Raw genomic sequence first — 13,107 nt, 5'->3', positions numbered from 1 at the left:
CAGCTCAGCCCTTCACCGCTTTCACGATCTTCTCGGCGCCGTCGGACAGGTTGTCTGCCGCGATCACATCGAGGCCGGAGGTGTTGATGATCTCCTTGCCCGCTTCGACGTTGGTGCCTTCGAGACGCACGACCAGCGGAACCTTGAGACCGACTTCCTTCACCGCGGCGACCACGCCCTCGGCGATGACGTCGCAGCGCATGATGCCGCCGAAGATGTTGACCAGGATGCCTTTGACGTTGGGGTCAGAGGTGATGATCTTGAACGCCTCGGTCACTTTCTCCTTGGTGGCGCCGCCGCCCACGTCGAGGAAGTTCGCAGGCTCAGCGCCGTAGAGTTTGATGATGTCCATTGTGGCCATCGCCAGACCCGCACCGTTCACCATGCAGCCGATCTCACCGTCCAGCGCGATGTAGTTCAGGTCATACTTGGAGGCTTCGAGTTCCTTGGGGTCTTCTTCGGTCTCGTCGCGCAGGGCGGCCACATCGGGGTGGCGGTAAACGGCGTTGCCGTCAAAGCCCAGCTTGGCGTCAAGCACCTTCAGATCGCCGCCATCGGTCACGATCAGCGGGTTGATCTCCAGCATCTCCATGTCTTTTTCGACGAAGGCCTTGTAGAGCTGACCCATCAGCTGCACGCACTGCTTGACCTGCGCGCCCTGGAGACCGAGCGAGAAGGCGATGCGGCGGCCGTGGAACGGCTGGTAACCGGTGGCCGGATCGACCGAGAAGGAGAGGATTTTTTCCGGGGTCTCTGCCGCGACTTCCTCGATGTCCATGCCGCCTTCGGTGGAGCAGACAAAGGAGATGCGCGAGGTCTGGCGGTCTACCAGCAGCGCCAGGTACAGTTCGGTCTCGATGCCGGAGCCGGCTTCGATGTAGATGCGGTTGACCTGTTTGCCCGCCGGGCCGGTCTGGTGGGTCACAAGGGTGCGTCCCAGCATCTTCTTGGCTTCTTCGGCGGCTTCCTCGACCGACTTGGTCAGGCGCACGCCGCCTTTTTCACCGGCATCGGCTTCCTTGAAGGAGCCCTTGCCGCGGCCGCCTGCGTGGATCTGCGCTTTGACAACCCAGAGCGGGCCGTCCAGCTCGCCGGCTGCGGTTTTTGCTTCATCGGCTTTCAGCACCACGCGCCCGTCGGACACCGGAGCGCCGTAGCTGCGGAGAAGGGCCTTGGCCTGATATTCGTGGATGTTCATAGAAAACTGTCCCGTCTGGCTAAATTGGTCGTCACTATAACGCCGTCATAGAGCAAAGGTTTAAAGGGTTTTCTGACGGCAGTCCGAGAAATGATGAAGTTTTTTCGCATTTGTGATCACACGTTTGAGGGCTGTGATCACAAATTTGACGACGCGGCGCTTGATTCGTCTGGCGCTGAAAATTTATTCAAAATGCCGAATGTCGTCACCCTCGCACGGGCAGCTCTGGCAAAGCCTGTCGCCATGATCCCCTCCGGATCAACGCATCGGTCAGATCGTCAGCGCAATCCCGGACCGCAAAACGGGTCTCATCCACCTTATAAATTATGATGGGATGAGACCCGCAAGACCCGGTTCTGGAGGTGGGTGGGTTAGTGCGCAGCCATTGGCTGGGCAGTGTCGGCGGATTGTCGGCGCCGCAGCAGAATCAGCGCGCCAAGGACAAACGCCCATTCGGTCACCGTCACGATGATCAGTGCGGCATCTGGGGTACCGTCAAATCCGATGCTGACGATGCGGCCCAGCCCGTAGCCTGCATAGATCAGCAGGGACAGCAGCAGGGCAGGTTGCATATCCCGTCCGCGCAGCGCCGCGCCCAGCACGAAAAGGCCGGAAATCAGTACCACCACCCCGCCTGCGCGCAGGTCCGATCGGATCATGGTGCTGTCCGGCAGGATATGGGCAGAGCTGGCATAAAGCGCTTCGGGCGCAAAGCTGAGCATCACCCCGACGAAGAGCAGGACTGCAGCGGACAGAAACAGATAGGGTTTCACGAATTTCGACATGAGAGTGCCTCCTTTGACATGGTGTAAGATTTGTGATCTTGTGGCGCATAATATTACATCGTGTCAAGCTGGAATCTTACATCGTGTCAAATAAACGCGTGCAAACCCGCAATCTACTCCTTGAAACCGTCCTGTCGTTGCTGCTGGCTTCCGGGGGATCACCCCTGCGGATGGTGGATGTGGCCAAGGCTGCCGGGGTGACCCGGCAAACGGTCTATGCCCATTTTTCTAACCGTTCGGAGATGCTGATCTCGGCGATCCTGCATTTCGGCGATCAGCTCGATATAGAGGCGCGGCTGGCGCCCAGCCGCACGGCGCCGGACGGGCGCAGCCGCCTGGAGGCTTACACTCGGGCGATGCTGGAGTTCTTTCCGGAGATCTACCCGCTGAAACAGTCGTTGATGCGGATGGGCGCGAGTGATGAAGAGGCGAAATCCGCTTGGCAGGACAGGATCCGCGCCATGAAGGAAGGCTGCGCCGAGGCGGTGAAGGCGCTGAAATCCGATGGCGACCTGCTGGATCATCTAAGCGAAGCACAGGCGACGGATCTCTATTTCACTCTGCTCAGCATGGATGGCTGGGCGCATTGCGTGCTGGAAAACGGCTGGTCCGATGCGGATTACCTAGCCGAGATGCAGCGGGTGATCACCCTGGCGCTGGTCAAGCAGTGAGCCGCTGATCCGCAACGAAAAAGGGCCCGGAAAACCGGACCCTTTTCCAAATCGCTTGATGCTGGTCTTAGGCCAGCGAGGCGTCGATGCCTTTGCAGGCGTCGACCAGACCTTTGACTGCGTTGACCGAGTTGTCGAACATGGCTTGCTCGTCTTTGGTCATCTTGATGTCGATGACGCGCTCGACGCCGCCGGCGCCGATCACGGTGGGCACGCCCACGTACATGCCGTTAAGGCCCAAGGCACCGTCCACATAGGCGGCGCAGGGCAGAACGCGCTTCTGGTCTTTCAGGTAGGCTTCGGCCATTTCGATTGCCGAGGTCGCCGGTGCGTAGAAGGCGGAGCCAGTTTTCAGCAGGCCAACGATTTCGGCGCCGCCATCACGGGTACGCTGCACGATGGCGTCCATCTTCTCTTGTGTGGTCCAGCCCATCTGCACCAGGTCGGGCAGCGGGATACCGGCAACGGTGGAGTAGCGGGTCAGCGGAACCATGGTGTCGCCGTGGCCGCCCAGAACGAAGGCGGTGACGTCTTTCATGGAGACCTTGAATTCTTCGGCCAGGAAGTGGCGGAAGCGGGCGGAGTCCAGAACGCCGGCCATGCCGCAGACTTTCTCGTGGGGCAGGCCCGAGAATTCGCGCAGAGCCCAGACCATTGCGTCCAGCGGGTTGGTGATGCAGATCACGAAAGCGTCGGGCGCGTTGTCGCGGATGCCTTCGCCAACGGATTTCATGACTTTCAGGTTGATGCCCAGCAGGTCATCGCGGCTCATGCCCGGCTTGCGCGGCACGCCGGCGGTGACGATGCAGACGTCTGCGCCCGCGATATCGGCATAGCTCTGGGTGCCCTTCAGCGAGGCGTCAAAGCCTTCGGAGGGACCGGATTCTGCGATATCCAGCGCTTTGCCTTCCGGGGTGCCTTCGGCAATATCGAAAAGAACGACGTCGCCGAGTTCTTTCAGAGCTGCGAGATGGGCAAGGGTGCCACCGATCTGACCTGCGCCGATAAGGGCGATTTTGGGTCGTGCCATGGGGATGTCTCTCCGGTCCGGTTGAATTTGCAGCGATGCCTAAGCCCTAACGCGCCGCCACGCAAGCCTTCTGCGCTGCGGCGTGGGGTTTGCGCGGCTTGCGGGCCAGTGGATAGGCGGGCTAAATGATTTTGAAATAAAGGAGTTCTGCTGCGTGCCGATGGTGGATGTCAGCCCGATGTTTTTCGCCGTTGCGGTGCCTGCCGTGGTCTTTGCCGGGGTGTCCAAGGGCGGCTTTGGCTCGGGCGCGGCCTTTGCCGGAGCTTCGATTCTTGCACTGATTGTCGAGCCGGGTCAGGCGCTTGCGCTGATGCTGCCGCTGTTGATGCTGATCGATGTGGCGTCTCTCAGACCCTATTGGCGGCGCTGGAATGGGCGCGATGTTCTGTTGCTGATCGCGGGCGGGTTGCCGGGGGTGGCGCTGGGGGCCTGGCTGTTCTCCGCAATCGAGGCCGATACCATGCGGCTGTTGATCGGGGGGCTGTCGATTGCCTTTGTGATCTGGCAATTGCGCGGCCGCATCGGGTTGGCCATGCGGGCGCAGCGCGATCTGCCGGGCTGGAGCGGGGTTCTGGCCGGGGGCGTTGCGGGCTTCACCAGCTTCGTCAGCCACGCGGGCGGGCCGCCCGCCGCGGTCTATCTGCTGAGCCGCCGCCCTACGAAAACCGAATATCAGGCAACCACTGTGCTGGTCTTCTGGGTGCTGAACATCGCCAAGGCCGTGCCCTATGCCGGGCTGGGCCTGTTCAGCGCCGAGACGCTGAAACTGGATCTGATGCTGGCGCCCTTTGCCCTATTCGGGACATGGGCGGGGGTGCGGCTGCACCACAGCATTCCCGAAAGGGTATTCTTTGCCTTGGCCTATGTCCTGCTGACGGTGACGGGCGTCAAACTGATCTGGGACGGGCTGACCTGAGGGCTAGGCCCTGCGCATCCCGGCCCGTGTCAGCAGGCCGTATCAGGCGTCGTTGTCTGCGTTGGGCAGGGCTTCGGCCAGCGCCTCGTAGGATTGGCCCGAGGCCATCAGGCAGGTCATGCCATTGGGCATCGTCACGGTGATGGTCCAGGTGCCGGATTCGGTCGAGGCAAAGGTCTCCATCACCACGCCCTGACCGCCAATGCCGATGCTTTGGCGGCTTTCGCCGTATTTTTCGGCCAGTCGTCCGACGACGACCTCGCGCGGGGCGCAGTTGCGGCCCTGGGCGAAGGATTGCGTTGCGGTCAGCACCAGGATGGCCAGACCTGCGGTTGTTTTGAACATCGTCTTCTTCATGGGTTTTACCCTTTCCCGAACGGCCTGACAGGGAAAGAGACAGCAACCTGCGCTCTTCCGAAGTCCCATGTGTGGGCCGGTGTGTGAGTGACGTAATCGTTATGCGGGCCTTTGGCCCAGGGGAGTGCTGCGGACCGCCGGGTCAGCAGGTTCAATGCAGGCCATTCCGGCCCCGTGCGGGCGGATCACAGTCGGACTGAAATGGGCTGGCCGTGATCACCTGCGCGATAGGTAAACTGTGCCAAGAAGGTGCTGATAACAGGTTAACCCTGTGCGCACCCACGATTCGGTTGGAAATTCAAGGGCTTTGTTGCGCGGATTTTGTGCTTTCTGCACTGCGGCAGGATTTTTCTTGAAAGTATCTGGCCGAATCTATACCGGTTTGCGCAACAAAATAACTTGGAGAGATCAGATGGACCCGCGCACCCGCCCTTATCGTTCGGTTCTGTATATCCCCGGCTCAAAGCCGCGCGCGCTGGACAAGGCCCGCAACCTGCCGGTTGATGCGGTGATCTTTGACCTTGAGGACGCGGTTTCGGTCGAGGAAAAGGAAAACGCCCGCGACACGCTGGCCACGGCGCTGGCCGAAGGGGGCTATGGCGCCCGGGTGCGGATCGTGCGGATCAATGGGCTGGACACCCAGTGGGGCCGCGCCGATGCCGAGGCAGCGGCAAAGATGGATTGCGATGCGATCCTGCTGCCGAAGGTTTCCTCGTCGGCTGATCTGGACGCGCTGGCCGAAATCACCGGTGACAAGCCGCTCTGGGCAATGATGGAAACCCCGCGCGGCATGCTGAATGCGGCGGAGATCGCAGCGCATCCCAAATTGCAGGGCATGGTGATGGGCACCAACGATCTGGCCAAGGAGTTGCAGACCCGGTTCCGCGCCGACCGCCTGCCGATGATGGCCGGGCTGGGCCTGTGCCTGCTCGCGGCCAAGGCCGAAGGTAAGATCATCGTCGATGGCGTCTACAATGCCTTCAAGGATGATGAGGGGCTGAAAGTTGAATGCGATCAGGGCCGCGACATGGGCTTTGACGGCAAGACGCTGATCCACCCCGCGCAGGTTGATGTGACCAACACCGCCTTTGCCCCGTCTGAGGCCGAGATTGATCTGGCCCGCCGCCAGATTGCCGCCTTTGAAGAGGTCGAAGCCTCGGGGCAGGGCGTAGCCGTGGTTGATGGCAAAATCGTCGAGAACCTGCACGTCGCGACAGCGCGGGAGATTCTTGCAAAAGCGGATGCAATCGCAGCCATTTCGGCCTAGGTGTGAATCAGTTTAACACCTAAATCGGAGACTGATATGGCACTTCTGGTCCTGGGCATCCTGCTTTGGTGGGGCGGGCATATGTTTAAACGCCTCGCCCCCGACGCGCGCGCCTCCCTTGGCGACAAAGGCAAGGGGATCACCGCATTGGCCATCGTGGCGGGCATTGTCCTGATGGTCATCGGCTATCGCGCTACAGATTTCATCTACGTCTGGGCGCCGCCGTCCTTCATGGTGCATATCAATAACCTGCTGGTGCTGATCGCCATCTATATGATGTCGCCGGCCCCGAAAAAGGGCGCGCTGCTGTCCGGTATGCGGCATCCGATGCTGACGGGTTTCGCGCTTTGGGCGATTGCGCACCTTCTGGTCAATGGCGATCTCGCCTCGATCGTGCTGTTTGGCGGTATGCTGCTTTATGTTCCGGTGCAGATGATGCTGATCAACCGTGCAGAGCCGCAATGGACGCCCGGGCCCAAGGGCAGCATCGCCAAGGATGGCATGTTCTTTGTCGCCTCGATCGTGCTGCTCGCGGTGATCGGCTATATTCACGGGCTGATCGGCCCCACACCATTTCCGGGGTAACTGAGCCATGAAACTTTACCGCTTTCTGAGCGAAGACGACACTTCTGCCTTTTGTCACAAGGTGACCGATGCGCTGAACAAGGGATGGGAGCTGTATGGCAGTCCCACCCAGACCTTTGACCCGGTCAAGGGCATCATGCGTTGCGGCCAATCCGTGGTGAAAGAGGTGGAAGGCACTTACACACCTGACACAAAACTAGGAGAGCACTGATGGCCAAGACCACAGCTGCGAAAACCAATCCGGGGCGCTTTTTCGAAGACTACAAGGTGGGGGATGTGATCGCCCACGCGGTGCCGCGCACCGTTTCGGGGGGCGAAAGGGCGCTGTATCACGCGCTCTATCCGGCGCGTCATGCGCTCTATTCCTCGGATGAATTTGCGCGCGGCTGTGGTCTGCCTGCAGCGCCGCTGGATGATCTGGCGGCCTTCCACATCGTATTCGGCAAGACGGTACCGGATATCTCGCTCAATGCCGTGGCGAACCTGGGCTATGCCGAGGGCCGCTGGCTCTTGCCGGTCTATGAGGGCGACACGCTGCGCTCGGAATCCGAGGTGATCGGGGTCAAGCAGAACTCCAACGGCAAATCGGGCGTGGTCTACGTGCGGACCCGCGGGCTGAACCAGAACGACGATGTCGTGATGGAATACGTGCGCTGGGTGATGGTGCGTAAGAAGGACCTTGATGCGCCCGCGCCCGAAACCGTGATCCCCGAGTTGAGCAAGGTGATCCCGGCCTCGGATCTGAAGATCCCGGGTGGCCTTGATTTCAGCGGTTATGATTTCACCCTCGCCGGGGAGGCACATCGCTGGGGTGATTACGAGGTGGGCGAAACCATCGACCACGTCGATGGTGTGACGGTTGAAGAGGCCGAGCATATGCTAGCCACCCGTCTGTGGCAGAACACCGCCAAGGTCCATTTCGACGCCACCGCGCGGCCCGATGGTACCCGGCTGATCTATGGCGGTCATGTCATCTCCATGGCGCGGGCGCTGTCCTTCAACGGGTTGGCCAATGCGCAGATGATCGTCGGGCTCAACGGCGGTGCGCATGCGAACCCCTGCCTGTCCGGCACCACCATCCGCGCTTGGTCCGAGGTACTGGACAAGGCCGATACCGAAGCCCCCGGCGTCGGTGCCATCCGCCTGCGCCTGGTCGCCACCAGCGGCGGCGCCCCCTTCGCGCTGAAGGGCGAAGACGGCAAATACCTGCCCGAGGTCCTGCTGGATCTCGACTACTGGGCGCTGATGCCCAAGTAAGCTCAAAAGGCACGCCCCCGCTTGCGACCCGGCTGTTGCCCGGGACGGTGCGGGGGCACTACACTTCTGACATCGAAATACGGATATATCGTCGGCCAGGCGGAGCCGAAGCGCCGCAGCCGTGATTCTGCGCAATTTTTGGGAAACCAAGATTTGTGATCACTTATCTGACCCGCGTGATCACAAAATCCGGCTTTTCTGCGATGCAGTACAAATATGACCCGATTTTTACCACTCGTTTGCGTGACAGCGCGCAAAAATCCGCTAAAACGTGAGCAGCTAACCGGAAAGGAGCCAACATGGCCGATGTAAATCGGGGCAATCGCCCGCTTTCGCCGCATCTGTCGATTTACCGCCCGCAGATCACCTCTGTCACCTCGATCCTCACGCGGATCACAGGCAACGCCCTGATCGTGACCGCATTGCTGGTTGTCTGGTGGTTCCTCGCTGCGGCGACCTCTGCTGAATATTTCGCAATCGCCAACGGAGTGCTGACCAGCTGGTTCGGCGATCTGGTCCTCAGCCTGTCGGTCCTGGGCATGTGGTATCACCTGCTGGCCGGTGTGCGTCACCTGCTCTGGGACAACGGCAAGATGATGGATCTGGAACCCGCGCAGAAACTGGGCTGGGTTGTCGTCATCGGGTCGGTCGTCCTGACCGCCATCACCCTGATCATCGTCTGACGCCAAGGGAGAGAGAAAGCTATGCGATATCTTACAGACCGCAAGCGCGCCATTGGCATGGGCGCCGCGAAATCCGGAACCGAGCATCATTGGTCGATGCAGGTCAGCTCGGTCGCGCTGCTGATCCTGGTGCCGCTGTTCATCTTCACCTTCGGCTGCGCGCTGGGCGGATCCTACGAAGAGATCACCGCCTATTACGCGCGTCCTTTCCCGGCGATCATCGCCGCGCTGACCATCTGGGTCGGCATGATGCACTTTAAATCGGGTGCGCAGATCATGCTTGAGGATTACGTCCACGGCTTCAAGGGCCGTCTGGCGATCATCCTGATGACCTGCCTGTCCTACGCCGTCGCCGTGACCGGGGTTTACGCCCTCGTCCGTCTGGCCCTTTAATCCCCGAGGTTCCCAATGGCTGCTTACGAATACGAAACACATGACTATGACGTGGTCGTGGTGGGGGCCGGCGGCGCCGGTCTGCGCGCGACTCTCGGCATGGCCGAGCAGGGGCTGCGCACGGCCTGTGTGACCAAGGTTTTCCCGACCCGCTCCCACACGGTTGCGGCGCAGGGCGGTATCGCCGCCTCGCTGTCGAACATGGGCCCGGACCACTGGCAGTGGCACATGTATGACACCGTCAAAGGCTCGGACTGGCTGGGTGACACCGACGCGATGGAATACCTCGCCCGCGAAGCGCCCAAGGCGGTTTACGAGCTGGAACACTATGGCGTGCCCTTCTCGCGTACCGAAGAAGGCAAGATCTACCAGCGTCCGTTCGGTGGTCACACCACCGAATTCGGCGAAGGCCCCGCCGTGCAGCGGACCTGTGCCGCGGCTGACCGGACCGGTCACGCCATCCTGCACACGCTTTATGGCCAAAGCCTCAAGAACAACGCCGAGTTCTACATCGAGTATTTCGCCATCGACCTGATCATGTCCGAAGATGGGCAGTGCCAGGGCGTTGTTTGCTGGAAACTCGACGACGGCACAATGCATGTCTTCAATGCCAAGATGGTCGTTCTGGCCACTGGTGGTTATGGTCGTGCCTATTTCAGCGCCACCTCGGCCCACACCTGCACCGGCGACGGTGGCGGCATGGTGGCGCGTGCGGGTCTGCCGCTGCAGGACATGGAATTCGTGCAGTTCCACCCGACCGGCATCTATGGCTCCGGCTGCCTGATTACCGAAGGTGCGCGCGGCGAAGGTGGCTATCTCACCAACTCCGAAGGCGAACGGTTCATGGAGCGTTACGCGCCCCAGTACAAGGACCTTGCCCCGCGTGACTATGTCTCCCGCTCCATGACGATGGAGATCCGCGAAGGCCGCGGTGTGGGCGAACATGGTGATCACATTCACCTGAACCTGTCGCACCTGCCGCCCGAAGCCCTGGCCGAACGTCTGCCGGGCATCTCGGAAAGCGCCAAGATCTTTGCCGGTGTCGATGTCACCAAGGAGCCGATCCCGGTTCTGCCGACTGTACACTACAACATGGGCGGCATTCCGACCAACTACTGGGGCGAAGTGCTGAACCCCACTGCCGAAGACCCCACCGCCGTGGTGCCGGGCCTGATGGCCGTGGGCGAAGCGGGCTGCGCCTCGGTACACGGTGCCAACCGTCTGGGTTCGAACTCGCTCATTGACCTCGTGGTGTTTGGCCGCGCCGCTGCGATCCGCGCCGGTAAGGTGGTGGATGCAGACGCGCCGAACCCGGTGCTGAACCAGTCCCAGATCGACAAGGCCTTTGACCGGTTCGACGGGCTGCGCAACGCAAATGGCGGCATCCCGACCGCGGATCTGCGTCTGGAAATGCAGCGCACCATGCAATCCGATGCGGCCGTGTTCCGTACCTCGGAAACCATGGCCGAAGGCGTCGAGAAGATGACCGCCATCGCGGCGAAACTGGGCGACCTCAAGGTTACCGACCGCTCGCTGGTCTGGAACTCTGACCTGATGGAGACGCTGGAGCTGACCAACCTGATGCCGAACGCGCTGGCCACCATTGTTGGCGCAGAGGCCCGCAAGGAAAGCCGCGGCGCCCACGCGCATGAGGATTTCACCACCCGTGACGACGAAAACTGGCGCGTCCACTCGGTTGCCCGCGTCGAAGGCAACTCGGTCGATCTCAGCTATCGTCCGGTGGTCGTGGATCCGCTCAGCACCGAAGCCGAGGGCGGCATCAGCCTCAAGCGGATCGCGCCCAAAGCGCGGACCTTTTGAGGCAGTACACCCATGCGTCTGGCCGCATATCCCTTGCATCATGCAGCGCGTCCCCTTCCGGGGGGGCGCCTGACTGCATGCGGGGCTGTGCGGGCCTGTGATATTGCCTGTGACGGGAGGGGCATCTGATGGCCTCTGTCGCATCGCAACCGGTCTTTGCATGGCAGCAACTGGGGATTATCCCCGGCGTTGCCCTGCGCCTGTTCGGCATGCGCCGCTCGGGCAACCACGCCATCGTGGGGTGGATGCAACGCAATGCGCCGGGCGGACGGTCGGTGTTCCTCAACAATTGCAAGCCGGGCAGCGATCCGTTCCGGTCCTTTCGCGGGATCGAAGTGGACGGTGCCCATGCGCCGCAGCACAAGGCGCTGCGTGACATGGCTTCGGTTGCAGGCACGGCAGGCAATGGCGCGCTTCTGGTGATGTCCTACGAGGATACCTCTCCGGCAGAATTCACTGGTGAGCGGCAGGTCTCTGGTCCCTTTGATGAGGGGCTCTTGACCCGCAACGTGGTGATCTATCGCAGTTTCCTCAACTGGTCTGCCTCGCTTCTGAAAAAGATGCAGGGCAATTCCGGTTACAGCCTGGTGCGGCGCAACGCGATCCTGCTGCGCGCCATGGACACCTATACCCGGCTGCTGGGACTGGTCGAACAGGCCCGCGATCTGGCGATCAGCTGTATCTCTTATGATCGCTGGTGCGGTGAGGACGCCTATCGCGCCGCGTTGCTGGCGGAACTGGGCCTTGAGACCCGCGACAATACCCTTGGCACCGTGCAGCGCTATGGCGGTGGCTCCTCTTTCCAGAAAGAGGCGCAGAGCGCCGAAGACCTGCAGACCGATCAACGCTGGCGCCAGATGGCCGGGGATGCGGAATATCAGGCGGTGCTGCACCTTGCGGCGCGCGATACCGCGCTCACCGACCGGCTGTCGCGCCTGTTCCCCGCAGATGCTGCCGTGCTGTCCGGCATCGCGGCCAAGGCACCGATGGCAAACGGAGGGCTGGCATGATGGCCCCCGCAGATAACAACGCTGACGCCCTTTTGGGCGCAACACTCGCTTTCCGGCAGGGTCGCCCCGCGCCGGTTCATCCGATCTCCTGTCTGCAGGCACCGCTTTGGTCCCTGACGATGGGCGGCTAAGCAAGGAGACAGATCTATGGTCGAATTCGCACTTCCGAAAAACTCCAAGATCACCACGGGTAAGACGTGGCCCAAGCCTGAAGGCGCAACCAATGTCCGCAAGTTCCAGATCTATCGCTGGAACCCGGATGACGGCAAGAACCCGCAGGTGGATACCTATTTCCTGGACATGGACAAATGCGGTCCCATGGTTCTGGACGCGCTGATCAAGATCAAGAACGAGATCGATCCGACGCTGACCTTCCGCCGCTCCTGCCGCGAAGGCATCTGTGGCTCCTGCGCGATGAACATCGACGGGATCAACACCCTGGCCTGTATCTATGGCCTGGATGAGGTGAAGGGCGACGTGAAGATCTACCCGCTGCCGCATATGCCGGTGGTGAAGGACCTGATCCCCGACCTGACGCATTTCTACGCGCAGCATGCCTCGATCATGCCGTGGCTGGAGACCAAGACCAACCGTCCCGCGAAAGAATGGAAACAGTCCATCGAGGACCGCAAGAAGCTCGACGGTCTTTATGAATGCGTGATGTGCGCCAGCTGCTCGACCTCCTGCCCGAGCTACTGGTGGAACGGCGATCGCTACCTCGGCCCGGCCGCGCTGCTGCACGCCTACCGCTGGATCATCGACAGCCGCGATGAAGCCACCGGCGAGCGTCTGGATCAGCTGGAAGATCCGTTCAAGCTTTATCGCTGCCACAGCATCATGAACTGCGCCAAGACCTGCCCGAAGGGCCTGAACCCCGCCAAGGCGATTGCTCATATCAAGCAGATGATGGTCGAACGCGCCGTCTGATCCCAATAACGGTTTTGAAATCTGATCCGCCGCGACGAGTCCCTCGTCGCGGCGGTTTCTTTTGGGCTGGGGGCGCCGCCCCTCCTTGTGACTTTTCACGGTAAGTGGCACTGATTTTTGCACGTTAATTGGCCGCTCCGATGACGAGGGTTGAGGCGGCGGCCTGGATGACGTCATCGGTGATTTCGCGCAGCTCGTTGATGTGGA

Annotated in this window: 15 protein-coding genes; 11 read left to right on the top strand and 4 right to left on the bottom strand. The window is 61.2% G+C overall.

All coding sequences use genetic code 11. From position 1 onward, the window contains the following. Positions 1-4: 4 nt before the first annotated feature. Entirely contained in the window at positions 5-1,198 is a 1,194-nt protein-coding gene (sucC, locus tag SM763_RS17260; protein WP_368999296.1) for an ADP-forming succinate--CoA ligase subunit beta, read from the bottom strand. 371 nt (positions 1,199-1,569) lie between these two features. Further along, positions 1,570-1,983 carry a DUF4345 domain-containing protein gene (locus SM763_RS17255; protein WP_368999295.1) on the bottom strand — a complete coding sequence of 138 codons (414 nt, stop codon included), beginning with the start codon at positions 1,981-1,983 and terminating at the stop codon, positions 1,570-1,572. An 83-nt stretch (positions 1,984-2,066) separates the two neighbouring features. Between SM763_RS17255 and SM763_RS17250 the strand changes: the two genes are divergently transcribed. Further along, positions 2,067-2,654: a TetR/AcrR family transcriptional regulator gene (locus tag SM763_RS17250; protein WP_368999294.1), complete on the top strand. Its 588-nt coding sequence runs from the start codon at positions 2,067-2,069 to the stop codon at positions 2,652-2,654. A gap of 67 nt (positions 2,655-2,721) precedes the next feature. On the opposite strand, the gene mdh is transcribed toward SM763_RS17250, so the two are convergent. Continuing rightward, a complete protein-coding gene (gene mdh / locus SM763_RS17245; RefSeq protein WP_065272512.1) occupies positions 2,722-3,684 on the bottom strand; it encodes a malate dehydrogenase in 963 nt (320 codons plus the stop codon). A gap of 160 nt (positions 3,685-3,844) precedes the next feature. Between mdh and SM763_RS17240 the strand changes: the two genes are divergently transcribed. Continuing rightward, complete coding sequence (locus SM763_RS17240; RefSeq protein ID WP_368999362.1) at positions 3,845-4,600, top strand: sulfite exporter TauE/SafE family protein; 756 nt, start codon at positions 3,845-3,847, stop codon at positions 4,598-4,600. Between the two features lie 42 nt (positions 4,601-4,642). Here the strand turns inward: SM763_RS17240 and SM763_RS17235 are convergent, their stop codons facing one another. Further along, on the bottom strand, positions 4,643-4,957 hold the full coding sequence (locus tag SM763_RS17235; protein ID WP_065272514.1) for a hypothetical protein: 315 nt from the start codon (positions 4,955-4,957) through the stop codon (positions 4,643-4,645). Positions 4,958-5,369: 412 nt separating this feature from the next. Here SM763_RS17235 and SM763_RS17230 point away from each other — a divergent pair, with 412 nt between their 5' ends. The 9 genes from SM763_RS17230 to SM763_RS17190 all read left to right on the top strand — a co-directional run bounded on the left by SM763_RS17230 (position 5,370) and on the right by SM763_RS17190 (position 12,900). Next, complete coding sequence (locus tag SM763_RS17230; RefSeq protein WP_368999293.1) at positions 5,370-6,224, top strand: HpcH/HpaI aldolase/citrate lyase family protein; 855 nt, start codon at positions 5,370-5,372, stop codon at positions 6,222-6,224. 36 nt (positions 6,225-6,260) lie between these two features. Then, entirely contained in the window at positions 6,261-6,809 is a 549-nt protein-coding gene (locus SM763_RS17225; protein WP_065272516.1) for an NnrU family protein, read from the top strand. A gap of 7 nt (positions 6,810-6,816) precedes the next feature. Continuing rightward, complete coding sequence (locus SM763_RS17220; RefSeq protein WP_065272517.1) at positions 6,817-7,020, top strand: DUF1737 domain-containing protein; 204 nt, start codon at positions 6,817-6,819, stop codon at positions 7,018-7,020. Next, positions 7,020-8,066, top strand: a complete 1,047-nt coding sequence (locus SM763_RS17215) for a MaoC family dehydratase (protein WP_274834617.1) — start codon at positions 7,020-7,022, stop codon at positions 8,064-8,066. Before SM763_RS17220 ends, SM763_RS17215 begins: the two co-directional genes overlap by 1 nt. A 299-nt stretch (positions 8,067-8,365) precedes the next feature. Further along, positions 8,366-8,749: a succinate dehydrogenase, cytochrome b556 subunit gene (gene sdhC, locus SM763_RS17210; RefSeq protein WP_065272519.1), complete on the top strand. Its 384-nt coding sequence runs from the start codon at positions 8,366-8,368 to the stop codon at positions 8,747-8,749. Between the two features lie 21 nt (positions 8,750-8,770). Next, complete coding sequence (gene sdhD / locus SM763_RS17205) at positions 8,771-9,142, top strand: succinate dehydrogenase, hydrophobic membrane anchor protein (RefSeq protein ID WP_065272520.1); 372 nt, start codon at positions 8,771-8,773, stop codon at positions 9,140-9,142. A gap of 15 nt (positions 9,143-9,157) precedes the next feature. Further along, positions 9,158-10,963: a succinate dehydrogenase flavoprotein subunit gene (gene sdhA, locus SM763_RS17200; RefSeq protein WP_274827605.1), complete on the top strand. Its 1,806-nt coding sequence runs from the start codon at positions 9,158-9,160 to the stop codon at positions 10,961-10,963. A gap of 128 nt (positions 10,964-11,091) precedes the next feature. After that, on the top strand, positions 11,092-11,973 hold the full coding sequence (locus SM763_RS17195; protein WP_368999292.1) for a hypothetical protein: 882 nt from the start codon (positions 11,092-11,094) through the stop codon (positions 11,971-11,973). A 147-nt stretch (positions 11,974-12,120) separates the two neighbouring features. Next, on the top strand, positions 12,121-12,900 hold the full coding sequence (locus tag SM763_RS17190) for a succinate dehydrogenase iron-sulfur subunit (RefSeq protein WP_065272523.1): 780 nt from the start codon (positions 12,121-12,123) through the stop codon (positions 12,898-12,900). Positions 12,901-13,107: the final 207 nt, after the last annotated feature.

The sequence above is a fragment of the Pseudophaeobacter sp. C1-32P7 genome, assembly GCF_041008775.1.
GTDB classification, from domain to species: Bacteria; Pseudomonadota; Alphaproteobacteria; order Rhodobacterales; family Rhodobacteraceae; genus Phycobacter; species Phycobacter gallaeciensis_A.
Note: the sequence above shows the minus strand (reverse complement) of the source record. Positions and strands in the feature narration are given on the sequence as shown.

Coding starts and splice junctions, on each gene's coding strand:
- sdhD (WP_065272520.1), top strand. CDS start 8,771: ATGCGATATCTTACAGACCGCAAGCGCGCCATTGGCATGGGCGCCGCG.
- SM763_RS17255 (WP_368999295.1), bottom strand. CDS start 1,983: ATGTCGAAATTCGTGAAACCCTATCTGTTTCTGTCCGCTGCAGTCCTG.
- sdhC (WP_065272519.1), top strand. CDS start 8,366: ATGGCCGATGTAAATCGGGGCAATCGCCCGCTTTCGCCGCATCTGTCG.
- SM763_RS17195 (WP_368999292.1), top strand. CDS start 11,092: ATGGCCTCTGTCGCATCGCAACCGGTCTTTGCATGGCAGCAACTGGGG.
- SM763_RS17225 (WP_065272516.1), top strand. CDS start 6,261: ATGGCACTTCTGGTCCTGGGCATCCTGCTTTGGTGGGGCGGGCATATG.
- SM763_RS17240 (WP_368999362.1), top strand. CDS start 3,845: ATGGTGGATGTCAGCCCGATGTTTTTCGCCGTTGCGGTGCCTGCCGTG.
- SM763_RS17215 (WP_274834617.1), top strand. CDS start 7,020: ATGGCCAAGACCACAGCTGCGAAAACCAATCCGGGGCGCTTTTTCGAA.
- SM763_RS17220 (WP_065272517.1), top strand. CDS start 6,817: ATGAAACTTTACCGCTTTCTGAGCGAAGACGACACTTCTGCCTTTTGT.
- mdh (WP_065272512.1), bottom strand. CDS start 3,684: ATGGCACGACCCAAAATCGCCCTTATCGGCGCAGGTCAGATCGGTGGC.
- SM763_RS17230 (WP_368999293.1), top strand. CDS start 5,370: ATGGACCCGCGCACCCGCCCTTATCGTTCGGTTCTGTATATCCCCGGC.
- sucC (WP_368999296.1), bottom strand. CDS start 1,198: ATGAACATCCACGAATATCAGGCCAAGGCCCTTCTCCGCAGCTACGGC.
- sdhA (WP_274827605.1), top strand. CDS start 9,158: ATGGCTGCTTACGAATACGAAACACATGACTATGACGTGGTCGTGGTG.
- SM763_RS17190 (WP_065272523.1), top strand. CDS start 12,121: ATGGTCGAATTCGCACTTCCGAAAAACTCCAAGATCACCACGGGTAAG.
- SM763_RS17235 (WP_065272514.1), bottom strand. CDS start 4,957: ATGAAGAAGACGATGTTCAAAACAACCGCAGGTCTGGCCATCCTGGTG.